General features: G+C 42.4%; 21 protein-coding genes. 15 read left to right on the top strand and 6 right to left on the bottom strand.

Annotated features, from left to right (window positions below; genetic code table 11):
• The first annotated feature begins 64 nt into the window (after positions 1–64).
• The gene (locus D3H55_RS18855) at positions 65–1,186 is read left to right on the top strand and encodes an N-acetyldiaminopimelate deacetylase (RefSeq protein ID WP_119548852.1); all 1,122 of its coding nucleotides are present in this window, start codon (positions 65–67) and stop codon (positions 1,184–1,186) included.
• A gap of 87 nt (positions 1,187–1,273) precedes the next feature.
• On the opposite strand, the gene D3H55_RS18850 is transcribed toward D3H55_RS18855, so the two are convergent.
• The gene (locus tag D3H55_RS18850) at positions 1,274–2,122 is read right to left on the bottom strand and encodes a mechanosensitive ion channel family protein (RefSeq protein WP_119548869.1); all 849 of its coding nucleotides are present in this window, start codon (positions 2,120–2,122) and stop codon (positions 1,274–1,276) included.
• Between the two features lie 341 nt (positions 2,123–2,463).
• On the opposite strand from D3H55_RS18850, the gene D3H55_RS18845 reads away from it, so the two are divergent.
• The 5 genes from D3H55_RS18845 (at position 2,464) to D3H55_RS18825 (ending at position 9,358) form a co-directional block, all read left to right on the top strand.
• Positions 2,464–4,218 carry an ABC transporter ATP-binding protein gene (locus D3H55_RS18845; protein ID WP_119548851.1) on the top strand — a complete coding sequence of 585 codons (1,755 nt, stop codon included), beginning with the start codon at positions 2,464–2,466 and terminating at the stop codon, positions 4,216–4,218.
• Between the two features lie 8 nt (positions 4,219–4,226).
• The gene (locus D3H55_RS18840; protein ID WP_420808774.1) at positions 4,227–6,050 is read left to right on the top strand and encodes an ABC transporter ATP-binding protein; all 1,824 of its coding nucleotides are present in this window, start codon (positions 4,227–4,229) and stop codon (positions 6,048–6,050) included.
• A gap of 170 nt (positions 6,051–6,220) precedes the next feature.
• The gene (locus D3H55_RS18835) at positions 6,221–7,561 is read left to right on the top strand and encodes a cytochrome ubiquinol oxidase subunit I (protein ID WP_119548849.1); all 1,341 of its coding nucleotides are present in this window, start codon (positions 6,221–6,223) and stop codon (positions 7,559–7,561) included.
• Between the two features lie 58 nt (positions 7,562–7,619).
• Positions 7,620–8,633 carry a cytochrome d ubiquinol oxidase subunit II gene (locus D3H55_RS18830; protein ID WP_119548848.1) on the top strand — a complete coding sequence of 338 codons (1,014 nt, stop codon included), beginning with the start codon at positions 7,620–7,622 and terminating at the stop codon, positions 8,631–8,633.
• Between the two features lie 65 nt (positions 8,634–8,698).
• A complete protein-coding gene (locus D3H55_RS18825; protein ID WP_119548847.1) occupies positions 8,699–9,358 on the top strand; it encodes a potassium channel family protein in 660 nt (219 codons plus the stop codon).
• A gap of 324 nt (positions 9,359–9,682) precedes the next feature.
• Here the strand turns inward: D3H55_RS18825 and rnjA are convergent, their stop codons facing one another.
• The gene (gene rnjA / locus D3H55_RS18820; RefSeq protein WP_119548846.1) at positions 9,683–11,350 is read right to left on the bottom strand and encodes a ribonuclease J1; all 1,668 of its coding nucleotides are present in this window, start codon (positions 11,348–11,350) and stop codon (positions 9,683–9,685) included.
• A gap of 7 nt (positions 11,351–11,357) precedes the next feature.
• A complete protein-coding gene (locus D3H55_RS18815) occupies positions 11,358–11,564 on the bottom strand; it encodes a DNA-dependent RNA polymerase subunit epsilon (RefSeq protein ID WP_119548845.1) in 207 nt (68 codons plus the stop codon).
• 613 nt (positions 11,565–12,177) lie between these two features.
• On the opposite strand from D3H55_RS18815, the gene D3H55_RS18810 reads away from it, so the two are divergent.
• Positions 12,178–12,948, top strand: coding sequence for a Cof-type HAD-IIB family hydrolase (locus D3H55_RS18810; protein WP_119548844.1), 771 nt, complete (start codon positions 12,178–12,180; stop codon positions 12,946–12,948).
• Between the two features lie 54 nt (positions 12,949–13,002).
• Here D3H55_RS18810 and def read toward each other — a convergent pair whose 3' ends face one another.
• The gene (gene def / locus D3H55_RS18805; protein ID WP_119548843.1) at positions 13,003–13,557 is read right to left on the bottom strand and encodes a peptide deformylase; all 555 of its coding nucleotides are present in this window, start codon (positions 13,555–13,557) and stop codon (positions 13,003–13,005) included.
• A 442-nt stretch (positions 13,558–13,999) separates the two neighbouring features.
• On the opposite strand from def, the gene D3H55_RS18800 reads away from it, so the two are divergent.
• The 5 genes from D3H55_RS18800 (at position 14,000) to lpdA (ending at position 20,123) form a co-directional block, all read left to right on the top strand.
• A complete protein-coding gene (locus D3H55_RS18800) occupies positions 14,000–14,659 on the top strand; it encodes a YkyA family protein (protein WP_119548842.1) in 660 nt (219 codons plus the stop codon).
• Between the two features lie 491 nt (positions 14,660–15,150).
• Complete coding sequence (gene pdhA / locus D3H55_RS18795) at positions 15,151–16,266, top strand: pyruvate dehydrogenase (acetyl-transferring) E1 component subunit alpha (protein ID WP_119548841.1); 1,116 nt, start codon at positions 15,151–15,153, stop codon at positions 16,264–16,266.
• Between the two features lie 3 nt (positions 16,267–16,269).
• Complete coding sequence (locus D3H55_RS18790; protein WP_119548840.1) at positions 16,270–17,247, top strand: alpha-ketoacid dehydrogenase subunit beta; 978 nt, start codon at positions 16,270–16,272, stop codon at positions 17,245–17,247.
• A gap of 97 nt (positions 17,248–17,344) precedes the next feature.
• Complete coding sequence (locus D3H55_RS18785; RefSeq protein WP_119548839.1) at positions 17,345–18,709, top strand: dihydrolipoamide acetyltransferase family protein; 1,365 nt, start codon at positions 17,345–17,347, stop codon at positions 18,707–18,709.
• A 4-nt stretch (positions 18,710–18,713) separates the two neighbouring features.
• Positions 18,714–20,123: a dihydrolipoyl dehydrogenase gene (gene lpdA / locus D3H55_RS18780; protein ID WP_119548838.1), complete on the top strand. Its 1,410-nt coding sequence runs from the start codon at positions 18,714–18,716 to the stop codon at positions 20,121–20,123.
• A gap of 51 nt (positions 20,124–20,174) precedes the next feature.
• On the opposite strand, the gene D3H55_RS18775 is transcribed toward lpdA, so the two are convergent.
• Positions 20,175–20,555, bottom strand: a complete 381-nt coding sequence (locus tag D3H55_RS18775; protein WP_119548837.1) for a hypothetical protein — start codon at positions 20,553–20,555, stop codon at positions 20,175–20,177.
• 543 nt (positions 20,556–21,098) lie between these two features.
• Between D3H55_RS18775 and D3H55_RS18765 the strand changes: the two genes are divergently transcribed.
• The gene (locus D3H55_RS18765) at positions 21,099–21,986 is read left to right on the top strand and encodes a polysaccharide deacetylase family protein (RefSeq protein WP_119548835.1); all 888 of its coding nucleotides are present in this window, start codon (positions 21,099–21,101) and stop codon (positions 21,984–21,986) included.
• Positions 21,987–22,272: 286 nt separating this feature from the next.
• Positions 22,273–22,392 (top strand): GapA-binding peptide SR1P, encoded by a 120-nt coding sequence (locus D3H55_RS18760; protein ID WP_119548834.1) that lies wholly within the window; start codon positions 22,273–22,275, stop codon positions 22,390–22,392.
• 118 nt (positions 22,393–22,510) lie between these two features.
• Here the strand turns inward: D3H55_RS18760 and D3H55_RS18755 are convergent, their stop codons facing one another.
• Positions 22,511–23,983, bottom strand: a complete 1,473-nt coding sequence (locus D3H55_RS18755) for an aminotransferase class I/II-fold pyridoxal phosphate-dependent enzyme (RefSeq protein ID WP_119548833.1) — start codon at positions 23,981–23,983, stop codon at positions 22,511–22,513.
• Positions 23,984–24,223: 240 nt separating this feature from the next.
• Between D3H55_RS18755 and D3H55_RS18750 the strand changes: the two genes are divergently transcribed.
• A complete protein-coding gene (locus D3H55_RS18750) occupies positions 24,224–25,177 on the top strand; it encodes an NAD(P)H-dependent flavin oxidoreductase (protein WP_119548832.1) in 954 nt (317 codons plus the stop codon).
• Positions 25,178–25,250: the final 73 nt, after the last annotated feature.

Here is a 25,250-nt window from a genome sequence, read left to right as displayed (position 1 = left end):
GGCCAGGCAGGTCTCAGTCCTTTTTCAATATAGGGTGTTACCTTGCAGAAAGGAGCAATAAGGAATGCAGTCAACGAGTAAGTATATAGAGATCAGGAGAGACCTTCATAGAATTCCTGAGCTGGGCTTCCAGGAGTATAAGACACAAAACTATCTTCTTACTTATATAATGAAACTTCCACAGGAGAGGCTGGAAGTTAAAAAATGGAAAACGGGTATATTTGTAAAGGTGAAAGGGACCAATCCCGGAAAGGTAATCGGCTACCGGACAGATATCGATGGACTGCCGATCGAGGAGAATACGGGACTGCCATTCAGGTCTGAGCATGAAGGCAGAATGCATGCCTGTGGCCACGATCTCCATATGAGCATAGCTTTGGGAATTCTTACACACTTCGTTGAGAATCCAATTGAGGATGATCTTCTCATTATTTTTCAACCGGCGGAAGAGGGCCCGGGCGGCGCAAAGCCTATGCTTGAAAGTGCAATCATGAAACAATGGAAGCCTGACTTCATCATAGGTCTCCATGTCGCTCCTGAATATGAAGCGGGTACGATTGCGATTAAAGAAGGTTTGCTGTTTGCCAATACTTCCGAGCTTTTCATAGATCTGATAGGAAAGGGAGGACACGCCGCATATCCTCACAACACCAGGGATATGGTGGTGGCGTCAGCTATGCTGGTTACACAGCTGCAAACAGTAGTGGCAAGGAATGTTGACCCATTGGATAGTGCAGTGGTGACAGTCGGTAAAATTTCCGGAGGGACCGTCCAGAATATTATTGCCGAAACGGCAAGGCTGGAAGGGACGATCAGAACACTGTCCCAAGAATCAATGGTAAGAGTGAAGGAAAGAATCGAATCGCTCGTTAAAGGTATAGAAATAGGGTATGGCTGTGAAGCGGTGGTCGATTACGGAAGTATGTACCATCAGGTCTACAACGATGAAGAAGCAACCAGGAGGTTCATCAGATACCTTAAGGATAAGCAAGATGTAAACCTTGTGATTTGTGATGAAGCAATGACAGGGGAAGATTTTGGTTATATGCTTGAAGAAATCCCGGGCTTTATGTTCTGGCTTGGGGTTGATTCCGATCACGGCCTTCACCATGCCAAGCTGAACCCTGACGAAAAGGCAATCGATTTTGCTATTTCAACTGTAACGGACTATATTAAAACCCTCTGAAAAGAAAAAACACCGCTGGGAATTCCAAGCGGTGTTTTTTAGGCTCTCTTTTTGTTGCAGCTATTTGTATGGGAACAACAGCTTATTCTATTGATCTTTCTTTTCTATAAAGACTTGATGCGGATAAGGGATTTCAATGCCATTTTGGTCCAATGCTTCCTTAATGGCTTTACGCAGTTTGCGTTCAACTCCCCACTGTTCCATATTCCTGGTCTTGCCGATGATGCGGATGACTACATCCGAAGCACCAAGGGATTGTACCCCGATCACATTCGGGCCATCTACGATGTTTTCATTCTCTGCAGCCGCTTTGTCACACACCTGCTGGAGTACAGCGATTGCCTTATCAATATCATCATCATAGGAGATGCCGATATCGACCAATGCTCTCATATTTCCTCTGGAGTGGTTGCTCAAGCTGGTGATTTCCCTGTTGGGAACAAAGTTCAATGTACCATCAAAGCTTCTGATCTGAGTAGTCCTTAATCCTACAGCTTCGACAATTCCAGAGAAACTTCCGGTTGTTACAAAATCACCTACATCGACTTGTTTTTCCAAAAGAATGAAAAACCCTGTCACTACGTCACTCACCAAACCTTGGGCTCCGAAACCGACAGCAAGTCCGATGATACCGGCTCCTGCTAGGATGGCTGTAACCTCTATACCGAATATTTGCAGAATGGTCACAAAGAAAATGAAGATCAAAACATATGAGAATATGTTTTTTGCAAGGCTTTCCAATGTCTGGGCTCTTCCGGCAGAAATGCTGTTTTTTTCGCCATAGCGGCTGAACGCCCTTTCAAGTATTTTGTTTCCAAACCCTCTCACTATTAAGAAAGCAATGTAAATAGCAATAATCTGCAGCACGGAAATTCCTATCGTAATCAGCAGGCCGGTCCAGTCGAAGTCAGTGATTCTTTCTGTAAAGCCATTCATCCCTAATATAAACTTCACTTATTGTCATCCTTTCTATTTTTTCTATGTATCAGCAAAAAAGACCTTATAAGTATAAACATAACTTCATAAGTATTGTCAAAAAGGACGATGCTTTATTCAGGCATGGTCTGTTGATTGGCCTAGACTTATTATTGATGAAGGGTCCGTCAAAAGACTGATTGTTTTTATTTATTAATATATAAAATATATAACGTGTTATCCGAATTGCAAAAGGATTCTCAAAAAAGTAAAAAATTCAAATAAAAAGGTGGAAATATATTTCGAAACCCGATATATTTAATAGTACGTGAATTTTTCGCACCAAAGAGAGGGGGATATAAATGGAGACATTTAAAAAACTGAAACAATTTTACTGGCCTTACAAAAAATTCTTTATTACTTCAATTATTTTCCTTATTGCAGTAACAGGAATTACAGTGGTCTATCCGGTCATTTTGCAGAAAACCATTGATGATGTCATCTTGCAGAGAGAGTTCGGCTGGGTGCCGTATCTGGCGTTCGGCTTCATTTTAATCATGGCTGTAAAGGGTGTAGCCACTTTCATTCATCAATATAATGGAGATATGTTTGGGATCACGAGTGTGTACAGACTGCGCAATGAACTGTACGAGAAACTTCAATACCTTCCTTTCCGTTATTATGATAACGCGAAAACAGGAGATTTAATGTCGAGGCTGACAGCGGATGTGGAAGCATTCAGATTTTTCCTGTCTTTCGGGATTTCTGAATTGATCCGTTTTTTCCTGCTGGTGACAATCAGCTTCGGGGTCATGTTCTACTATTCTCCTTCCCTGACATTTGTTACTCTTTCGACTTTGCCGTTCCTGGCTGTATCTGTTTATAAATTTGATAAAGCTGTACATCCGGCTTTCAGGGGAATCAGAAAGTCTTTCGGGAAGCTGAACACAAATGTCCAGGAAAATATCAGCGGAATCAACACAGTGAAATCATTATCAAGGGAAGACTTTCAAATCAATAAATTCAATACATCGAATGCCGATTATAAAGATAAGTATCTATTGACGTCCGATGTGTGGGCGAAGTACTTCCCGCTGATGGAGTTCCTTGGGAATGTCAGCGTAGTCCTGCTTCTGTCATATGGAGGCTACCTTGTCATGGACAACAGCTTATCGCCTGGAGAGCTTGTGGCATTCTACAGCTTGCTTTGGTACATCATCTGGCCGATCATGAACCTCGGATTCACCATCAACCAATTTTCACAATCAAAGGCATCCGGTGAACGGCTGCTTGAAATTCTCGAAGCGGAGGAAGATATCACAGAGAAAGAGGACGCTGTCAAAGTTGACAGGATGAAAGGCGATGTCGAATTCAAGAATGTCACTTTAAAGTATACAGAGGACGATGAAGCGGCACTTGAAGGTATTACGTTCAAGGCGGAACCTGGAAAAGTCATCGGCCTGATAGGCGGGACGGGTTCAGGGAAAACGAGCATAACGAACCTCATTACGCGATTCTATGAACCAAGCAGCGGAGAAGTGCTGATTGATGGAAAACCAGTTCAGGATTATGCCATTAAATCATTGAGAAAAAATATCGGATTTGTTCTGCAGGAATCCTTCTTGTTTTCTTCAACAATCAAAACGAATATTTCTTATGGCAGGCCTGATGCCACAATGGAAGAAATCATTGATGCTGCAAAAAGAGCACAGGCTCATGACTTCATTGAAGAGCTTGAAGACGGGTACGATACCAAACTGGGGGAAAGGGGTCTCGGCCTTTCCGGTGGACAGAAACAGCGTATTGCCATCGCCCGTGCAATCTGCACGGATCCGAGCATCCTCATTCTTGATGATGCAACAAGTGCTGTGGATATGGAAACAGAGTTCAAAATCCAAAAAGGCTTCAAAGAAGTCATGGCAGATCGAACAACCTTTATCATTGCCCATCGTATATCTTCTTTGAAACATGCAGATGAAATACTTGTACTCGAAAATGGAAAGATTGTAGAGCGCGGGGTTCATGACTTCCTGCTCAAAAATAACGGACCTTATCAACGCATTTATGACATTCAATATAAAGACCAGAAGAAAATCCTTCAATCACAGCAAGGGTAGGTGAGATGATGAAAAACAAGCAAAAGGCACAAAAGAATATATTAGAGAGGTTCTATTATTCAACAGACCAAGTGATTGATAAACCCTTTAACTGGAAGCAGCTTTGGAGGCTTCTGACCTATTTAAAGCCCTATTCAAAGAAACTGCTGCCGCTTTCCGTAATAATGGTATTGATAACAACCGGGGTAAGGCTTGTCATTCCTACATTGATCGGTGTATACACTCTCGATAAAGCGATCATTGAACGTGACAGTACAATGCTGACGACACTGATCATTACAATATCCGGACTCTATATACTTAGTTATATAGCTAATGTGCTCCGGATCCGATGGATGAACATGCTTGGCCAAGGGGTCATATATGATCTTAGAAAGCACCTTTTCTCGCATGTACAGCGGCTTTCCCATCGATTCTTCGACCAGCGCTCAGCCGGATCAATACTAGTCCGGATCATGAATGACATTAATTCACTGCAGGAGCTGTTCACTAACGGAGTCATCAACCTGCTCATGGATATGCTCCTTCTAATCGGGATCATCGTGTTCCTGTTCACCTTGAGTCCTCCATTGACACTGGCGGTATTGGTTATACTGCCTCTGATGTTCTTCATTTCAACCAGTTTGCGAAAGAAAATCAGAAGATCGTGGCAAATGGTCCGATTGAAGCAATCCAAACTCAATTCCCACCTGAATGAAAGCATTCAGGGCATCAGGGTAACGCAGTCGTTCACTCAAGAAAAAGAAAACATGGCATACTTCGACGGCGTTAATACGGAGAGCTTTGACAGCTGGAGGAATGCGACTAGAAAGAGTGCTATGTTCAGGCCGCTTGTCGAGTTGACTAATGCAGTGGGAACCGCTGTCCTTATATGGTTTGGTGCCAGCCTTATACAAAGCGATTCCCTTACGCTTGGTGAATTCGTTACCTTTGCATTTTATTTAGGAATGTTCTGGGAGCCGATTTCACGTTTAGGGATGGTATACAATCAACTGCTGGTTGGAATGGCCTCATCTGAACGAATTTTTGAATTCCTTGATGAAAGGCCGAATGTTGGCGAAAGACCAAATGCCACTGATTTAAAGGACATCAATGGGCGTATTGAATTCGAAAATGTGGATTTCGCTTATGATAGCAAACGCAAGGCCCTTGATAATATTTCCCTAGAAATGAAAGCAGGGGAAACGGTTGCCCTGGTCGGTCATACAGGATCAGGTAAAACAACCATAGCCAACCTTGTCAGCCGTTTTTATGATCCTACAGGAGGAAAGGTCAAAATTGACGGACACGATTTAAGGGACGTCTCCCTGGCCAGCCTAAGAAGTCAGATCAGTATCGTTTTGCAGGACACATTCATATTCTCCGGGACAATAAAGGAGAACATACTTTTTGGAAGGCCGGATGCCTCTGATGAAGATGTGCTGGAAGCTGCCAAAGCAGTCGGTGCCCATAAATTCATTGAAAAGCTTCCTAAAGTCTATGAAACGGAAGTCGAAGAGAGAGGGAATATTTTGTCTGTTGGTGAACGCCAGCTGATCTCCTTTACAAGGGCACTGCTTGCGGATCCAAGAATCATAATCCTGGATGAGGCCACCGCTTCAATAGACACAGAAACGGAAGTGCAAATCCAGGAGGCACTGAGGACCCTCCTGAAGGGCCGTACAGCCATTATGATTGCCCACAGGCTGTCTACAATCAGGGAAGCCGATAATATATTCGTGCTCGACCATGGACGCATCATTGAACACGGGAACCATGATGAACTGATGGATCAGCAGGGAGAATATTATCACCTGGTAAAAGCTCAATTTAAAATGCTCGAAGTTATATAAAGTCAAGAACCGCCTTTTTAATGAAGAGGCGGTTTTTTATATTTTTTTATTATTAAAGGAGAATTGTATTAGAGAAATGAATGCTCATTACTTCACAAACTCAAACATAGGTTTTATAATGATGGAATAGTGATACTTATAAGTATAGTAGATTGATAGGGGGGAACCATATGGAGCTGGATAGTGTCATGTTGAGCAGGATGCTCACATCGGTAACGCTGGCATTTCATATTATTTTCGCGACCATAGGTGTAGGAATACCAGTAATGATTTCAATCGCAGAATTTATTGGGATAAAAAGGAACGACGGGCATTACATATTGTTGGCAAGAAGATGGGCGAGGGGGTTTACCATAACGGTGGCTGTCGGAGTGGTGACAGGTACCGCCATAGGGCTGCAATTGTCCTTATTGTGGCCGTCCTTTATGCAGGTGGCAGGACAGGTCATTGCACTCCCGTTGTTCATGGAAACATTCGCTTTCTTCTTTGAAGCGATCTTCCTGGGAATCTACCTGTATACTTGGGATCGGTTCAAGAACAGGATGGTTCACTGGTTATTGACGATCCCAATCATGATTGGATCTTCGGCATCCGCATTATTCATCACGATGGTCAATGCTTTCATGAACACTCCTCAAGGGTTTGATTTGGAGGGGGGGAAAGCAGTGAATATCGATCCGATCGCTGCCATGTTCAATCCCGCCACCCCTCCAAAGGTATTCCATGTACTGACATCAGCTTATTTGACATCAGCTTTGATATTGGCGGCCATTACGGCGTTTGCTATTTTAAAAAACAAAGGAAGTGCATACCACCGAAAGGCACTTCGGATGACTATGGTCTGTGGATTGATTTTTGCTGTAGGGACCGCGGTGGCTGGAGATGTTTCAGCAAAATTCCTAGCAGAGTATCAGCCGGAAAAACTGGCGGCGGCAGAGTGGCACTTTGAAACAGAAAGCAATGCGGATTTGGTTGTCTTTGGAACGCTGGATGAAAATAATGAAATACACAATGAGATTCGGCTTCCAGGCTTTTTGAGTTTCCTAGCCGGAAATTCATTTGATACAGAAGTCATTGGGCTTGAAGAGTTCCCTGAAGATGAACTGCCTCCATTATTTGTTCACTACCTATTTGATTCCATGGTCTCAATCGGGATGTTCACTTTGTTCATTACCTCGCTTTTCGTTCTTTTCTGGAAATGGAAGAAGAGGAATGAGTGGAACAGACCCCTATTATGGGGGGTTGTTGCAAGCGGCCCGCTGGCCATGCTGGCTATTGAGTTTGGCTGGATCTATGCCGAGATAGGCAGGCAGCCTTGGATTCTAAGGGGATATATGAAGGTCGCAGATGCTGCCACTAAAGCAGACGGAGTAGGGCTGACCTTTGTTCTATTCGTTGTCCTTTACATCATACTGGCTGTATTCTGTGTGACAGTCTTAATTAAAATGTTCAAAAACAAGCCGCCGGAGCTTGAATACGAACAAAGATTCAAAAGCGGAAAATTGCAATAGAATTGAAAATCAGAATTAAACCGAGTATGGGATTTTGTATGAATAGGAGGGGAGACAAGTGAGTTTAGAGGTATTGGGGATTACGGTACTGTGGGTATTTCTTTATGGATACCTGATTGTCGCATCAATCGATTTTGGGGCTGGCTTCTTTGCATTCTATGCCAAGATCACAAACAAAAAGCATACAGTAAATGACTTGATCAGCAGATATTTATCTCCAGTTTGGGAGGTCACGAATGTATTCTTTGTATTTTTCTTTGTAGGGCTTGTCGGATTTTTTCCAGATACTGCTTACTACTATGGAACAGCTCTGCTTTTGCCCGGGAGTGTTGCCCTGATCCTTTTAGCGGTCAGGGGAGCTTTTTATGCTTTTGGGAATTATGGTTCGAAAGATAATGTGTTTTTCCTGTTTCTTTACGGAGCTACAGGATTACTGATCCCTGCTTCATTATCTACGGCTCTGACGATTTCTGAAGGGGGCTTCTTGGAGGAAACCGAAGACAGGGTAGTCTTTTTAGCAGAGGAGCTCTTTACAAGTCTTTATTCGTGGAGTGTTGTAATCCTGGCAATCGTTTCAGTCCTGTTCATTTCCGCATCATTTTTGACTTATTATGCCGATAGGGCAAATGATACAGGAGCAAGGGAAATCGTACGGAAATTTGCTTTGTTCTGGAGCCCGCCGACAATCTTGGCAAGTCTCCTGGTTTTTATAGGCTTAAGAAGCCACAATCCTGAACACTTTCAGAATGCACTGGGTATTTGGTGGATGTTCGGTTTATCCCTTTTATTCTTCCTGATAGCCAGCTGGCTGATATACAGCCGAAAAAAATTCGGAACAGCATTCATTATGGTCATGCTTCAATTCTTTTTCGCTTTCTTTGGATATGGGGCCTCCCATCTGCCATATATCTTAAAGCCCTTCATTACGATAGAGAGCAGTGTGACAAGCCCGGTAATGGGAACTGCGCTGGTTGTGGTCTTTATTGCCGGCCTGCTCCTTCTGATACCATCTCTGATCCTTCTCATGAGGCTGTTTCTATTTGACGCGGATTATGTCAAAGGAAAGAAATAACCTGATATTCTCAAATTTGTGTTAAAATTGAAGCATAAATATTCTCTTGTGTTGGGGGAGTTAGAGTGAATAAAGAGTTTGTCGTTATAGGCTTAGGGCGTTTCGGGGGAAGCATTGTCCGTTCCCTGGCGGATCAGGATTTAGAGGTCATGGCCATTGATAAAGAGGAAGACAGGGTCAATGAGTTTGCCTCGATTGCCTCACATGCAGTAGTAGCGGATACCACTGATGAATCAGTGCTGAAAAGTCTGGGCATCCGGAATTTTGACCATGTTATAGTGGCGATCGGCGATGATATTCAATCAAGTATCCTGACCACACTGATGCTTAAAGAAATTGGAGTAAACAAAATCACCGTCAAAGCACAGAATGACTATCATGAAAAAGTACTGCGGAAAATAGGGGCCAATCATGTGGTCCATCCTGAAAGGGACATGGGCAGGAGGATAGCCCACAATATCGTCTCCAATAATGTTCTGGATTATCTGGAACTATCCGAGGAGCATTCAATCGTTGAGATTGCAGCCAACGATAGGCTGGATGGCAACTCATTGATAGACCTGGATATCCGGGCTAAGTATGGTATCAACATCGTTGCCATCAAACGCGGAAAAGACATCCTCGTCTCACCGCAAGCCGACGAGAAAATCGCAACAGGAGATGTCCTTATAGTAATAGGGGCAGATACAGATATAACCCGATTCGAAAAGAAATTATTGTACTGAATGAATGTGGAAGCGGCCGGTATAGTTCTTTAGGGTCCAGTTTGGCTGGAAACTCAATGAGAAAAAGGTTCTGAATGCTGCAGAGTCCATTTTAGATGAAAACTCGAAGGGAAGGCGCTTAGAAGGCATCCTAGAGTCCAGTCTGCCTGAAATTCCAAAGGGAAAAGACATGTAGAACAGCTGTAGGGTCCTCTTGGTATCCAATCCAATAGTACTCAGGCATCAAGAAATAAATAAGAAGCTATAATTGCGCCCACCAGCGCTATTTAACCAGCACAAAAAAAGCAGGCTGATTGAGTTCAGCCTGCTTTTTTATGCTTAATATCAAACTTCCATGATAATCGGTAAGATCATAGGACGGCGCTTTGTTTTTTCATACAGGAACGGAGCTAATGTATCGGTGATCTCATTTTTGATCTCAGACCATTGGCTTGTCCGGCGCTCAAGTAGTTTATCTAAGTGTTTGCTTATAATATTCTGTGCTTCGTTAATCAGGTCGCCTGATTCTCTCATGTAGACAAAACCTCTGGAGATGATGTCAGGGCCGGATGCAATCTTGAAGTCACTCATATTTATGCTGACTACCACCACAACGAGTCCTTCTTCCGAAAGGATCCTTCTATCACGAAGTACAATATTTCCAATATCACCAATTCCGCTTCCGTCAATATAAACAGATCCGGAAGGTATCTTGCCGGCGACCTGTGCAGTATCATTGCCGAGGGCTAGGACTTCACCATTATCCATGATGAAGCAATTATCCGGTTCTACTCCACAGTCCACAGCCAGCTGGTTATGCATTTTCTGCATGCGGTACTCTCCATGGATTGGCATGAAGTACTTTGGTTTAATGAGCCTTAGCATAAGCTTCTGTTCTTCCTGGCTACCGTGGCCGGAAGTATGGATATCGCTCAATGAGCCGTGGATGACATCGGCACCTGCACGGAAAAGCATGTTAATGGTACGGTTCACACTGATCGTATTCCCTGGAATCGGGGAAGAAGAGAAGATGACCGTATCTCCTGGGTGGATCTGGATTTGCCTGTGAGTTCCATTGGCAATCCTGGACAGAGCAGCCATAGGTTCACCTTGGCTCCCTGTACAAAGAATGGTCACTTCATTGGCAGGCAGTCTATTTATCTGGCTGGCCTCGATGAAGGTATCTTTAGGGGCCTGGATATAACCCAGGTCCTGGCCGATTCCGATATTGTTTTCCATGCTCCGCCCGAAAACAGCTACTTTTCTTCCGTGGGCAACTGCAGCATCAATCACTTGCTGTAATCGATAAATGTTGGAGGCGAAAGTAGCGAATATTACTCTTCCTTCAACTTTTCGGAAGATGTCATCTATGCTTTCTCCTACTTTTCTTTCCGACATCGTGAAATTAGGTATCTCACTGTTGGTGCTGTCAGATAGGAGGCAAAGCACGCCTTCTTTACCGATTTCAGCCATTTTGGTTAAGTTGGCTGGTTCCCCTACAGGAGTGAAATCAAATTTGAAGTCACCGGTATGAACAACATTGCCTGGAGGCGTCTTGACGACGATCCCGTAAGAGTCAGGGATACTGTGGGTTGTCCGGAAGAAGCTTACAGCCGTTTTCCTGAACTTTATTACATCGTCCTCCTGGATGATGTTCAATTTCGCCGATCTCAGCAATCCATGCTCTTCAAGTTTGTTTTTCAACAAACCTATTGCAAGTTTTCCCCCGTATATCGGGATATTGATCTGCCTTAAAAGGTATGGGATTCCGCCGATATGATCTTCATGCCCGTGTGTGATGAACAGGCCTTTGATTTTATCAGCATTTTTCACTAAATACGTGTAGTCAGGAATGACATAATCAATCCCTAAGAGTTCATCTTCTGGAAACTTGATTCCAGCATCAATCAAAATAATTTCGTCCTGAAATTGTACACCGTAAGTATTTTTGCCGATTTCGCCCAAACCGCCAAGTGCGAAAACAGCTGTCTGATCATTCTTTACAAATTTCATATGCCGATCAACTCTCCACCTGGAAATTTTCGGACTGTTTCTCGTAATCAAGATGGGAGTCATCAAGTAATTGGACGAATTCAATATTGTACGGTTTATCTTTCAACTTCAGGCGGACATCACGTTCTGAATCAGCTTCCACATACAGGGTCATTGTGCATTCACGCACAGGGACTTCCTGTTTGCTTTCCTGATAGTAAACTTTGTAAATCATTTTTTCTCTCTCCTTATCCGTTTTCAAAATGTAACTTTTTCTATTATATAAAAAGTTTTAAAAGTTTTCATGCATTCAACATAGCAAAGTTTATGTATGGAGAAATGCTTATTAATATCTTAAGGGAAATCCGGTTATTTCAAATTACCGGTTTCAATGCAGATAATAAACAAAGAACAGCCCTCCTAAACGTGAGGGCCTGACACATTTAAGCGATTGTTTTTTTTCTGAGTACATCCTTCCATTGTTTCAAAAGCTTCTTTCTGAGCTTCTTAAACATTTGGATCACTCCTTATTAGTAGTTTACCTAGATTTGGCCATAAAGTAAAGTTTACCCGAAATCCCGTTTCTCTTTTTTCTAATTTTAGTATATGGAATTATTGTCAGTTTTCACTTGGTTATGTCTGGAAACTGATTTACGGACCAATATTTTAATGCTTTAAAGCAGTGAGGGACTGTCCCCCGATGCTTTAAAGCGGTAAAGCGGGATTTCCCTATCGATCTGGTGATAACCTGGATAGGAAGGATTGACTTTTAAAATGCAGAGGGGTAAGTTTATGGGGAAATACATACTGAACATTTCGAATAGACATAAAGAAAGGAGTCAGTGAAAATGTCCAAGATCGTTTTTTTTGATATAGATGGAACGTTGCTTGACCATGAAAAGAAATTGCCTGATGCTACGAAAAAGGGGATAAGGATGCTTCAGGAAAATGGAACATATGTAGCGATTGCGACAGGGCGTGCCCCGTTCATGTATGAAAGTTTGAGGAAGGAACTTGGAGTTGAATCTTTTGTTTCATTTAACGGACAGTATGTCGTATTTGAAAATGAAGTGATTTATAAGAATCCACTCGACCGGAAAGAACTGGTCGATTTGTTGGGGACGGCAAATGAGAACAGCCATCCAGTCGTCCATTTAAATGAAAAAACAATGAAAGCAAACATCCATCACCACCCATTTATAGAAGAAAGTATGGCAAGCCTGAAGTTCCCTCATCCCGACTTTCAGCCTGATTTCTACAGCGACAAGGAAATCTATCAGTCCTTGCTGTTCTGCCGTGAGGGCGATGAAGCCGTATACAGGGAGAAATTTGCGAAGTTCAATTTTATCAGGTGGCATCAATACTCCATGGATATTCTTCCAAGCGGAGGTTCAAAAGCAGAAGGAATCAAAAAAATGATCGAGAAACTTGATTTTGATATCAGTGAGGTATACGCCTTCGGAGATGGATTGAACGATATTGAGATGATAGATGCTGTTGGTACCGGCATTGCGATGGGCAATGCCGTCAAGGAAGTAAAGGAGCATGCAGACTTTATTACCAAGCCTGTGGATGAAGACGGAATCTATCTGGGCCTTAAGGAATTATCATTAATATGAGGTTTGAAAAAGGATAAAAAAAGGAAACTCCCAAAGGGGCTTCCTTTTTTTATGTTATCTTTCAATCGGTTTCGCCTCGGCAATCGGCTGAAGCGGTTTATCCTGATCGATATGGTCATAAAACATGATGCCGTTCAAGTGATCGATTTCATGTTGAAATACAATTGCCGGCAAGTCTTTCAACCGTATTTTGACAGGATTTCCGTCAATATCCATACCCTTGATGGTCACTCTTGCATACCGGGGTACATATCCCGGAACAGGACGGTCTACTGACAAACAGCCTTCACCGCTTGTTAGGTATGCTTTTTCAACAGAATGGCTGATGATTTTAGGATTGAATAATGCATAGCTGTAGAGTTCACCTTTAGTATCTGTAACATGGACAGCAATCATCCTTTTCAAAACATTGATTTGAGGTGCAGCCAAACCGATTCCGGATCTTAAGCCGTATTCGGCTGCTGTTTCAGGGTCCTGGCTGTTCTTTACATATTCAAGCAGGCTGTTCAGCGTCTCTTTATCTTCTATAGAAGGCGGCATTGCGACTTCTTCAGCAGCTTTTCTTAAAGAGGGGTGTCCTTCGCGTATAATATCATTCGTAGTAATCATTGCATATTCCTCCTGGTAAATCCGTCATTTTTATGATTTTAGTCTAACAGACCCCTTGTGAAAAGTTAACTGTTTTTAAAAGGGAAATCCCTTGACATACTTTTGGGGTTTACTCATAGTAATAAACTAGGACAAGGTGTTATGCGGAATGCGCTCATTGAAATAGGCTGTTTTCATATATATAGTTGTTTTCGGATAAATCCCAGGTGCCATTTCCCTGTATTAAAAGGTTTTATTCTCGGAAAAGAACGGGCAGCTCTATTCTTTACTGTTCACAGGGGTTGTACGGCAATTATTATTTGAAATCTATATTGAATAGCAGCAAAATTTAGGTAAAGGCCCTTGAAAAAATAAACCTTTCATTTTAAAGTGTTTTTTCATTGTCAAAATTTGAAAGTGCCGATATAGTAGTAAATGTCATTATTATAAGGGGGATTTAAAAGTGTATAAACTTCGCGGAGTATTGGCTGCTGCAGGTGTCACATTTCTGTTGACGGGATGTATGGGAGGAAGCACACCTCAAGAGATGGTATACGACACTTTGGAAGATACAGTCAAAAAAGAAGAAAAACTAAAGGAAACACAGGAACCTTTGACAAAGCTCGAGCAGGAAGAGCAGAAGTTGTTTGACCAGGCAATCGGTCTAAGTATGAAGGAAATCGATGAAGTGAGGAAACTTGCAGACAAGGCCCTGGAAAATGTAAGTGAAAGGGAAGCCCTTATTAAGGCAGAAACAGATGCAATGGAGGAAGCGAAAGAGGCATTTAAAGAAGCTGAAGCCTCTATTGAAGAAATCGAGGATGAAAAGCTTAGAAAAGAAGCGGAAGAACTTTCTGCCCTGATGAATAAAAGGTTCGAAGCCCATGCTTCCATGGCCGATTCGTATCTGAAATCACTTTCCAGCGACAAGGAGCTTTATGAAATGTTGAAAAAGGAAGATCTAACAATGGAAGATCTTCAAGCTCAAATTGGAAAAATCAATGAAAATTATAAGTCCACAATGGATTTCAATAAGACTTACAATCAATTGACGGAAGAAGTTAACTCATCCAAGCTTTCGTTTTATGAAAATGCAGAAATTGAAGTGAATACAGAAGCTTAAAATCAATGCCTGGTTCAGCGGACCAGGCATTTTTTTATTGGACTCCATAAGGTCATTGATGGTGAAAAAAGAATGAGGCAGGATACATGTGAATTTTAATGTATAACAGTTATTGAAAAGTATATCTGTTTTATAATACAGTTATCAAAATATGATTAATACAGTTTTCAGTATCAGTGAATTGTTTTCAAAAAACGAAGTCATGACAAGTGTTGAAGTCATAAGTTTTTCTCGTTGACTTCTATAAAAACCGGGTGTAAACTAGAAATCGTGAATTACATATTGTATTAGTATTTTGCAGAAAATGACTGATACAGTTTAATTTTAAAAAGTGCTGTTTAAAGAGTTTTCTTTTACCTGATTTGTGGAAACATATGTTTAAAGACGTGTATTTGCCAAAATTGCGGTTTTCAGAAGTGTTTCTGGACACCATAATCACTGTGTAAAAGACTCTAAAAATAAGTGGAAAAAGAAAGGAAGAGGTGACTTCGATGGCTTCTAAATCTAAGAAGGCACAATTTGATGCGAAAAAAGCGCTCGAAAGTATTGAAGCGCAATTCGAAATGGTTCAAATTTTAAATGAAGAAGGCGAAGTGGTGAATCAGGACGCAATGCCTGATTTAAGCGATGAGCAGATGCAGGAGCTTATGCGCCGCATGGTGTACACTCGTATTCTTGATCAAAGATCAATTTCTCTTAACCGTCAGGGAAGACTTGGCTTCTACGCTCCCACTGCCGGGCAGGAAGCATCTCAAATTGCTTCACATTATGCATTGGAAAAGAATGACTGGATTCTTCCGGGTTACCGTGATGTACCTCAAATCGTGTGGCATGGTCTTCCGTTGTATCAGGCATTCCTGTTCTCCCGCGGACATTTCAAAGGAAATCAGCCTCCTGAAGGAGTTAATGTATTATCGCCGCAAATCATCATCGGTGCTCAATACATTCAGACTGCAGGAGTTGCACTTGGCCTTAAAAAGCGCGGCAAGCAGTCGGTTGCAATCACTTATACTGGTGATGGCGGTTCCTCCCAGGGGGACTTCTATGAAGGAATCAACTTTGCCGGCGCATTCAGTGCACCTGCGATCTTCGTAGTGCAGAATAACCAATTTGCTATTTCAACTCCTCGTGATAAGCAGACAGCTGGACAAACAATTGCTCAAAAAGCTGTTGCTGCAGGTATCCCAGGGGTTCTTGTGGACGGAATGGATGCATTAGCTGTTTATGCAGTGACACGTGAAGCTCGTGAACGTGCTGTAAATGGCGAGGGGCCGACATTGATCGAGACTCATTGCTACCGTTACGGTCCTCATACAATGGCCGGGGATGATCCTACTCGTTACCGTTCATCTGAAATGGACACAGAGTGGGAAAGAAAAGATCCGTTGGTGCGTTTCCGTAAGTTCCTTGAAGGTAAAGGACTGTGGAGCGAGGACAAAGAAAATGAAGTGATCGAACAAGCGAAAGAAGATATTAAAGCAGCAATCAAGAAAGCAGATGGAACACCTAAACAGAAGGTGACGGATTTCATCAACATCATGTATGAGAACCTTCCTCAAAACCTGGAAGAGCAATTAGAAATTTACAAAGAGAAGGAGTCGAAATAAGCCATGGCGCAAATGACAATGATTCAAGCTATCACTGATGCTATGCGCACTGAACTGCGTAATGATGAAAATGTGCTTGTTTTCGGTGAAGACGTAGGATTGAATGGCGGTGTATTCCGTGCAACGGAAGGCCTTCAAAAAGAATTTGGAGAAGACCGTGTATTTGATACGCCGCTTGCGGAATCCGGTATCGGCGGTTTGACGGTTGGTCTCGCTTTGGAAGGCTTCCGTCCTGTACCTGAAATCCAATTTTTTGGTTTCGTCTATGAAGTAATGGATTCTGTCAGCGGTCAGCTGGCTCGCATGCGTTATCGTTCAGGCGGTACTTACAATGCTCCTGTAACGATTCGTTCACCATTCGGGGGCGGGGTACATACACCTGAACTTCATGCAGACAGTCTGGAAGGTCTTGTCGCGCAGCAGCCTGGTCTTAAAGTTGTGATTCCTTCAACTCCTTATGACGCTAAAGGCCTTCTGATTTCTGCCATCAGGGACAACGACCCGGTCATCTTCCTTGAGCACATGAAGCTGTACCGTTCGTTCCGTGAAGAAGTTCCTGAAGAGGAATATACGATTGAAATCGGTAAAGCGGATGTGAAGCGTGAAGGTACAGACCTTTCCATCATCACTTACGGTGCGATGGTGCATGAATCACTGAAGGCTGCCGAGGAGCTTGAAAAAGAAGGACACTCTGTTGAGGTTGTCGACCTAAGAACTGTAAGCCCTCTGGATGTAGAAACAATTATTGCTTCCGTTGAAAAAACGAACCGCGTAATTGTTGTTCAGGAAGCTCAAAAGCAAGCGGGTATCGCTGCAAATGTTGTAGCTGAAATCAATGACCGTGCCATCCTGAGCCTTGAAGCACCAGTATTGCGTGTAACAGCACCGGATACTGTATATCCTTTCTCTCAAGCAGAACCGGTATGGCTTCCAAATTTCAAGGATGTTATTGAAACAGCGAAGAAAGTACTTAACTTCTAAGAATAACAGGCTGAACAAAAGAAGAAGGGGGATTCTCCCTTCTCTTTTCCAATCCTGTATAAACCAATAAGCAAAACAATAACAGGAGGTAGAACCTATGTCATTCGAATTCAGGTTACCGGATATCGGTGAAGGTATTCATGAAGGTGAAATTGTAAAGTGGTTCATCAAACCCGGAGATAAAGTTGAAGAAGACGATGTGCTATGTGAAGTCCAAAATGATAAAGCGGTAGTGGAAATCCCATCGCCTGTTGCAGGAACAGTTGAAGAGCTTCTGGTTGAAGAGGGAACTGTTGCGGTAGTTGGAGATGTTCTTATCAAATTCGACGCACCAGGTTATGAAGATCTGCAATTCAAAGGTGAACATGGCGACGGGAAGAAGGAAGAGCCTAAAGCCAATGAAGTAACTGAAGGACAAGTCCAGGGTGTGGCAGAACAAGGGCAGGCAGTTGCCAAAGATCCTTCACAGGAAAATACAGATGATCAAACAACAAGTGCCGGCGAGCAAGGCGAAGAAGTTGATCCTGACCGCCGCATCATTGCAATGCCTTCAGTTCGTAAATTTGCCAGGGAAAAAAATGTCGACATCCGCAAGGTTTCCGGTTCAGGTAAAAATGGCCGCATAACCAAAGAAGATGTGGAATCATTCCTTTCCGGCGGAGCCAAGACTTCTGCTGCAGACCAGCAGGAAACAGCACCGGCTGCAAAAGAAGAGGCAGCACCTAAAGCAGCAGCTGCTCAAAAGATTCCAGAGGGTGAATTACCTGAGACTCGTGAACCAATGAGCGGAATCCGTAAAGCAATTGCAAAAGCGATGGTCAATTCCAAGCACACTGCACCGCACGTTACGCTTATGGACGAAGTGGATGTTACAAAGCTTTGGGCACACCGCAAAAAGTTCAAGGAAGTGGCTGCGGAAAAAGGAATCAAGCTTACATTCCTTCCTTATGTGGTAAAGGCATTAACAAGTGCACTTAGAGAATACCCGGCACTTAACACTTCTCTTGATGACAGCACGAGCGAGATCGTTCACAAACATTACTACAATATCGGTATTGCAGCTGACACTGACAAAGGACTTCTTGTTCCTGTTGTTAAAAATGCTGATCGCAAATCAATGTTCTCAATTTCTGATGAGATCAATGAACTTGCAGGAAAAGCCCGTGACGGCAAACTTTCCGGCGATGAAATGAAAGGTGCTTCATGCACAATCACCAATATCGGCTCAGCAGGCGGCCAATGGTTCACACCTGTCATTAACCATCCAGAGGTAGCGATTCTTGGTGTTGGACGCATTGCTGAAAAACCTGTGGTTAAAAATGGTGAAATTGTAGCGGCACCTGTGTTAGCATTATCATTGAGCTTCGATCACCGTATGATCGACGGAGCTACTGCTCAACACGCACTTAACCATATTAAGCGTTTGTTGAACGATCCAGAACTTTTATTAATGGAGGCGTAATGCGATGGTAGTAGGAGATTTCCCAATTGAAACAGATACTATAGTAGTCGGTTCAGGTCCAGGAGGATATGTTGCAGCAATCCGTGCAGCCCAACTGGGTCAAAAAGTTACAATCATTGAAAAAGAAAATCTTGGCGGTGTTTGCTTGAATGTTGGATGTATTCCTTCTAAAGCATTGATCACTGCTGGACACCGCTTTCATAATGCGCAGCATTCTGATGATATGGGTATTGTTGCCGAGAACGTTAAAGTGAACTTTGATAAAGTCCAGGAGTGGAAGTCCGGAGTAGTCAAGAAGCTTACTGGCGGTGTTGAAGGTCTTCTAAAAGGCAATAAGGCTGAAATCGTTCGTGGTGAAGCTTACCTTGTAGATAACAACACTCTACGTGTAATGGATGAAAATTCAGCACAAACTTACAAGTTCAACAACCTGATCCTTGCAACTGGTTCCCGTCCGATTGAAATCCCAAGCTTCAAGTTCTCCAAGCGGGTACTTGATTCCACTGGAGCTTTAAATCTTTCTGATATCCCCGAGAGCATGGTTGTAATCGGTGGAGGATACATTGGAACAGAGCTTGGTTCCGCATATGCGAACCTCGGTACTAAAGTAACGATTCTTGAAGGTGCGGATGACATCCTCAGCGGCTTTGAAAAGCAAATGACACAAATCGTCAAAAAAGGCCTAAAGAGCAAGGGTGTAGACATCGTAACCAAAGCAATGGCAAAAGGCGTTGATGAAACTGACAGCGGAGTAACAGTTAAGTATGAAGCAAGCGGTGAAGAAAAAACTGTAGATGCAGAATATGTACTTGTTACTGTAGGACGCCGTCCTAACACTGATGAAATCGGTCTTGAAGAAGCGGGCATTGAAATGACTGACCGTGGACTTGTGAAGATTGACAAGCAGTGCCGTACAAACATTTCTAATATCTATGCAATTGGTGACATCGTTGACGGACCGCCCCTTGCTCATAAAGCTTCTTATGAAGGAAAGATTGCAGCAGAAGCTATTTCCGGTGAGCCGGCTGAGATAGATTATATGGGTATTCCTGCTGTATGTTTCACTGATCCTGAGCTGGCTACTGTCGGTTATACTGAAGCACAAGCAAAAGAAGAGGGTCTTGCAATCACTGCAGCTAAATTCCCGTTTGCAGCTAACGGACGCGCACTTGCATTGAATGCGACTGATGGATTCCTGAAGCTTATCACTCGCAAAGAGGATGGTCTTATCATCGGTGCGCAAATCGTAGGCGCCGGGGCATCTGACATGATTGCTGAACTTGGTTTGGCCATCGAATCAGGAATGACTGCAGAAGATGTAGCGATGACAATTCACGCGCATCCAACACTTGGAGAAATCTCCATGGAAGCAGCTGAAGTTGCTATGGGCAGCCCGATTCATATCATTAAATAAGCCAAAAATAGAAAACCTCCTGGATTCCCGGGAGGTTTTCTTTGTATTTACTCATTTCCATTTATCCAGTGCATTGCTTACCGGTTTCATTATCTCTTCCTTTCCTGATGTACCAATGACCTTACACACAATCTTGTTGTTTTCTATTACCAATAAAGCAGGATAAGTACTGTTCAAAGAGGAAAAAGTAGAATCGTACTCCTTGTTTTTGGGTATGATTTGATAATTTTCGAATTGTCCGGGGTAAAGGTGCTTTAACTCTACCAATGCTTCATAATAAGCATCTTCTTCCTGAAAGTTGCTTTCGTCAGAATAAAATAGTATGCCTTTTTCAATATTGAGTCCGGCTGCAGTCCGATCACTTTGCAGGCTGCAGGATGAAAGAAAGATGATGTTTCCCAGCAAAAGAATAATCAGAAAAGAATATTTCATCTAATGGCCTCTTTTCAATATTGTAATAAAAAATCTTCTGGCTTCTATGGCTGATTCATCAATTTAAATGTAAAAATATTACTAATTCCTTAGTTGAAATCATTCTACCATACGGTATGTTAATAATGTTTAATTTCATCAAATTGTTACATAAATGAAAAATCCCTTAGAAAATGTAGTTTTAAATCTTATATTAGAGAGAATATAATGATATAAAATCCTTAATTAAGGGTGAGATGATGAAAAATTATATTGCTTTCTTAGTCCAGCTTATCGTCTGGAGTGCTTTTTCAATCGCTCAATGGTTATCCAATAAAGATCATATAGAGTACAAGTGGATCATGTTCATTATTTTTTTCTATTTTGGATTTATCATCGCCAAAAAAATTCTGCAATCTCCCAAACGCACCTTTGTTATTACGCTTATCAGCCTTAGTACATTTTTTTCGCTAAAAGTTTTCTTTGAACAAGTGATTATATCCATTTAATTCAAAAATTAGTGTTATAATTGGAAAAGAGATTTAATAGAGGAAGGGGAAAAACATGAAAAAGCTAATTTTCTGCAGTTGTTTGTTCCTTCTGGCGGCTGGATGTTCCGATAACCAGTCATCTGAACCAGTTGGAAATACTGCAGACCAGGAAGAGGAAGCCGTGAATGAAGTTTCTGCAGCAGAAAAGGAAAATAAGGAAAAGGAATCCGTCAGTGATGAAGAAGCTACTGACGATAATGAAAAAGAAGATGAGGAAGCCATTCAGGAAGAGGAAATCAAAGAGCCTCTTTATACTATAAATGAAGAAAACTGGTCTGTTCAGCCTATTTCCGATGCCAATGAAAAAGTGGTACTGCTGACGATTGATGATGCACCTGATAAACATGCAGTTGATATGGCTAAAACATTGAAGAGCCATGATGCCGATGCGATATTCTTTGTGAATGGACATTTCCTCGACACAGAGGAAGAGCGGCAAAAATTGAAGGAAATTCATGATATGGGCTTTGCGATTGGCAACCACACCTACAACCATCAGAAGCTTGATGATGTGAGCGAGGAAAAGCAAAGGGAAGAAATCCTCAAGCTTAACGATCTCATTACAGATATTATAGGTGAAAAGCCTAAATTCTTCCGGGCACCACATGGAGCCAATACAGATTTTGTTAAGAACCTGGTTAAGGAAGAAGGCATGACATTAATGAACTGGACCTATGGTTATGACTATTTCAAGCCTTACATGGATGCTGAGAAGCTGAAAACAGCTATGATTACTGGTGAAGGCCCTGAAGTGGATGTACCATATTCCTTATTGAAATCAGGAGCCAACCTCTTAATGCATGACAGGGAATGGACCAACGAAGCGCTTGGGGACATTGTAAAAGGCTTAAGGGAAAAAGGATATGAAATCCTTGATCCCGGTTTAATCAAAACACCATAAAGGTATCAAGAGCTGTCAACAGAAGACTGTTGGCAGCTTTTTATTTCCCTGGACTTTTAGTATGCCAAAAACTACAAAAAGGAATGCAGAAGGGATATATAGCAGTCTGCATTCATATTAATTATATAAATTTAATTAATAAGGTTTTGATAACACAATGACACAATAAAAATAATTATGTCATACAATTTAGGCTTGATATTTTAATTATGTTATATTATTATAGGTTTATAGAAGTTTAAAGCGCTTTCAAAACAAATAATGAAAATTCGAAAGGAGTTTTAAGATGGGTACAATTGTTTGTCAGTCATGCCTGAATACTATTGAACACTTTGAAGATGAAAAGGTATCGGTTTTATTCTCCAGCAGCTGTAACTGTGAAAAAGAAACGGATTTGGATGACTAAAACGTATGTATAGAATGAAAGCCCTTGTTGTTATTGGGGCTTTTTTTATTTGCCGGAGTTCCAGGGTATAAGAAAACGCCCCTCTTGTATCAGAGAGGAGCGCTCTTGGCATTTCGATTCACCTGATTGCTTTATGCTCTTTAATAACGCGAAGATGGGTCAGATCAAAATCTTCAGGTCCCTGAACAGGCAAGCCGGCTTCCATGTTTTTCTGTATATAAGTGATGTTTTCGTCTGTAATGATTTCACCAGGAATGAAAATTGGAATTCCCGGAGGATATACCATAATGAACTCAGCGATAATACGTCCCGCAGATTGCTCGATCGGTATCACTTCCGTATCGGCATAAAAGGCATCTCGAGGAGTCATGGACAATACCGGTATATCAGGAAGAAGCACTTCCACTGTTTCAGTCAATCCTTCTTTATGTGAGAATTGATAAGACATCTCTGTTAAAGCCTCTATCAGCTTTTCCCCTTCAGCCATCGTATCTCCAGGAGTGATTATGCATAGGATGTTATACATGTCTGACATTTCAACCTCGATATTATAAACTTCCCTTAACCATTTCTCTGCATCAAAACCGCTTATTCCGAGTTTTTTCACTGAGATAATCAGCTTGGTAGGATCAAAGTCGAATGTAGCTTTCGTACCGAGTATCTCTCTGCCGACGCAATATAGACCTTCAATGCGGTTGACTTGTTCCCTTATCGTTTCTGACAGCTGTATGGTTTTATCAATCAGCTCTCTTCCTTCTGTCGCCAGCCTTTTCCTGGCAACATCCAGTGATGCAAGCAGCAGATAAGAGGTCGATGTTGTAGTAAGCATGCTAAGGATTGTTTGAACCCGCTTAGGGGAGACTAGGCCGGTTTTCATATTCAACACTGAGCTTTGGGTCATCGACCCGCCGAGTTTGTGCACACTTGTCGCCGCCATGTCTGCTCCTGCCTGCATGGCTGATATCGGAAGGCCTTCATGGAAATGGATATGGACTCCGTGAGCTTCATCGACAAGTACGGGAACATTATAAGAGTGGGCAATTTCAACAATTTTTTTTAAGTCAGCCGATATTCCGAAATAAGTGGGATTAATCACCAGGACGCCCTTTGCGTCGGGATGCTGTTCAAGTGCCTTTGCAACCGAATCGTTTGTGATGCCGTGTGAGATACCCAAGTCTTCGTCAACTTCAGGGTGAATGAAAATAGGAGTCGCCCCAGAAAAGACGATTGCACTCATAACAGATTTATGAACGTTCCGCGGGACAATGATTTTTTCACCAGGTCCGCACACAGACATAACCATGGTCATGATGGCGCCGCTCGTTCCCTGGACAGAGAAGAAGGTATAATCTGCACCAAATGCTTCTGCAGCCAGATCCTGGGCTTCTTTAATCATTCCTTTAGGCTGGTGCAGATCATCCAGCGGACCGATATTGATTAAATCAATCGAAAAGGCGTTATCCCCTATGAAACTTCGGAATTCAGGATCCATCCCTGTCCCCTTTTTATGCCCCGGGATATGAAATTGTACGGGATTTTTTTTGCTGTGTTCTACTAGGCCTGTAAATAATGGAGTTTTGTATTGTGACAATTCATTCGACACCTCTTTAAAGTCTGTTATATCTAAGCCTTTCCCTTAAATGAAAGGAATTAGTCATTACGATTTTTTGAAGAGTATGGTTATGAAACATGCTCGTTCATATCGATAAAAAATTATAGCATTTCCATATTTCTTTGCATAGTGTTATTCGCCCGTTCTCACCACATTTTGTCGAATTAAACAGGATTTTTTGAAGTAATCACGAATAACTTGTGTGAAAGGGTGATGTTCATGAATTGGAAAACCAGGGTTACAGAATTGTTGGGGATTCAATATCCAATCATACAAGGAGGGCTTGCCTATCTGGCATATGCAGAACTGGCAGCAGCAGTAAGCAATGCAGGCGGGCTGGGACAGATTACTGCAATGTCCCTGGATTCCCCGGAAAAGTTAAGAGAGGAAATACATAAAGTGCGTGAATATACCAGCCGTCCATTCGGTGTGAATTTTGCCATAGGGCAGCATGGCCGTCCCTATAAAGAGTTTTTGCAAACAGCGATTGAAGAGGAAGTGCCTGTAGTATCCATGACTGGTGGAAATCCTTCACCTATGTTTGAAATGCTTGAAGGGACTGATATTAAGAAACTTGTGCTGGTGGCAGCCAAAAGGCAGGCAGTAAAGGCTGAGGAGCTCGGTGCTGATGCGGTGATGGTAGTAGGTGCAGAAGGAGGGGGGCATCTGGGAAAAGCAGACGTAGGGACATTCGTGTTGATTCCTCAGGTGGTTGATGCAGTATCCATCCCCGTCATTGCATCAGGCGGCATAGGAGATGGGAGAGGACTCTCGGCAGCCTTATGTCTTGGAGCGGAGGGTATAGAAATGGGGACAAGGTTCATAGCTACTGAAGAATGTGTCCATGCTTCTGAAGAGTACAAACGAGCATTGATCACGGGGACAGAAAGTGATACAGTGGTCATTAAAAGATCAATCGGAGCCCCTGCACGTGCCATCTCGAACAGCTGGACCGAACAAATACTCCGACTGGAGAAAGAAAGTGCCGGATATGAGGGTTTAAAAGATTTCATAAGCGGTGAAGCGAATAAGAAGTTCATCTATGAAGGAGAAGCAGGTTTCGGATGGGCAGGACAGGTAATGGGAATGATAAATGATATCCCTTCAGTGAAGGTCCTGATTGACAGGATCGTTAAACAAGCTGAAGAATCGGGTAATAGGTGGTATAATTAATCACTCATTCTCTTTTACTGAAGTATTGAAACTGTTCAGTTTGTTGTTTGGAGAAATCCCATAAGCGTTTTTC

Origin of the sequence: Bacillus salacetis, from assembly GCF_003581585.1 — a bacterium.
GTDB lineage: Bacteria > Bacillota > Bacilli > Bacillales > Bacillaceae_B > Rossellomorea > Rossellomorea salacetis.
Note: the sequence above shows the minus strand (reverse complement) of the source record. Positions and strands in the feature narration are given on the sequence as shown.

Excerpts from the sequence above, each read along its gene's own strand:
- D3H55_RS18855 (WP_119548852.1), top strand. The coding sequence starts at position 65 with ATGCAGTCAACGAGTAAGTATATAGAGATCAGGAGAGACCTTCATAGA.
- D3H55_RS18850 (WP_119548869.1), bottom strand. The coding sequence starts at position 2,122 with ATGAATGGCTTTACAGAAAGAATCACTGACTTCGACTGGACCGGCCTG.
- D3H55_RS18845 (WP_119548851.1), top strand. The coding sequence starts at position 2,464 with ATGGAGACATTTAAAAAACTGAAACAATTTTACTGGCCTTACAAAAAA.
- D3H55_RS18840 (WP_420808774.1), top strand. The coding sequence starts at position 4,227 with ATGAAAAACAAGCAAAAGGCACAAAAGAATATATTAGAGAGGTTCTAT.
- D3H55_RS18835 (WP_119548849.1), top strand. The coding sequence starts at position 6,221 with ATGGAGCTGGATAGTGTCATGTTGAGCAGGATGCTCACATCGGTAACG.
- rnjA (WP_119548846.1), bottom strand. The coding sequence starts at position 11,350 with ATGAAATTTGTAAAGAATGATCAGACAGCTGTTTTCGCACTTGGCGGT.
- D3H55_RS18815 (WP_119548845.1), bottom strand. The coding sequence starts at position 11,564 with ATGATTTACAAAGTTTACTATCAGGAAAGCAAACAGGAAGTCCCTGTG.
- D3H55_RS18810 (WP_119548844.1), top strand. The coding sequence starts at position 12,178 with ATGTCCAAGATCGTTTTTTTTGATATAGATGGAACGTTGCTTGACCAT.
- def (WP_119548843.1), bottom strand. The coding sequence starts at position 13,557 with ATGATTACTACGAATGATATTATACGCGAAGGACACCCCTCTTTAAGA.
- pdhA (WP_119548841.1), top strand. The coding sequence starts at position 15,151 with ATGGCTTCTAAATCTAAGAAGGCACAATTTGATGCGAAAAAAGCGCTC.
- D3H55_RS18790 (WP_119548840.1), top strand. The coding sequence starts at position 16,270 with ATGGCGCAAATGACAATGATTCAAGCTATCACTGATGCTATGCGCACT.
- D3H55_RS18785 (WP_119548839.1), top strand. The coding sequence starts at position 17,345 with ATGTCATTCGAATTCAGGTTACCGGATATCGGTGAAGGTATTCATGAA.
- lpdA (WP_119548838.1), top strand. The coding sequence starts at position 18,714 with ATGGTAGTAGGAGATTTCCCAATTGAAACAGATACTATAGTAGTCGGT.
- D3H55_RS18775 (WP_119548837.1), bottom strand. The coding sequence starts at position 20,555 with ATGAAATATTCTTTTCTGATTATTCTTTTGCTGGGAAACATCATCTTT.
- D3H55_RS18765 (WP_119548835.1), top strand. The coding sequence starts at position 21,099 with ATGAAAAAGCTAATTTTCTGCAGTTGTTTGTTCCTTCTGGCGGCTGGA.
- D3H55_RS18760 (WP_119548834.1), top strand. The coding sequence starts at position 22,273 with ATGGGTACAATTGTTTGTCAGTCATGCCTGAATACTATTGAACACTTT.
- D3H55_RS18750 (WP_119548832.1), top strand. The coding sequence starts at position 24,224 with ATGAATTGGAAAACCAGGGTTACAGAATTGTTGGGGATTCAATATCCA.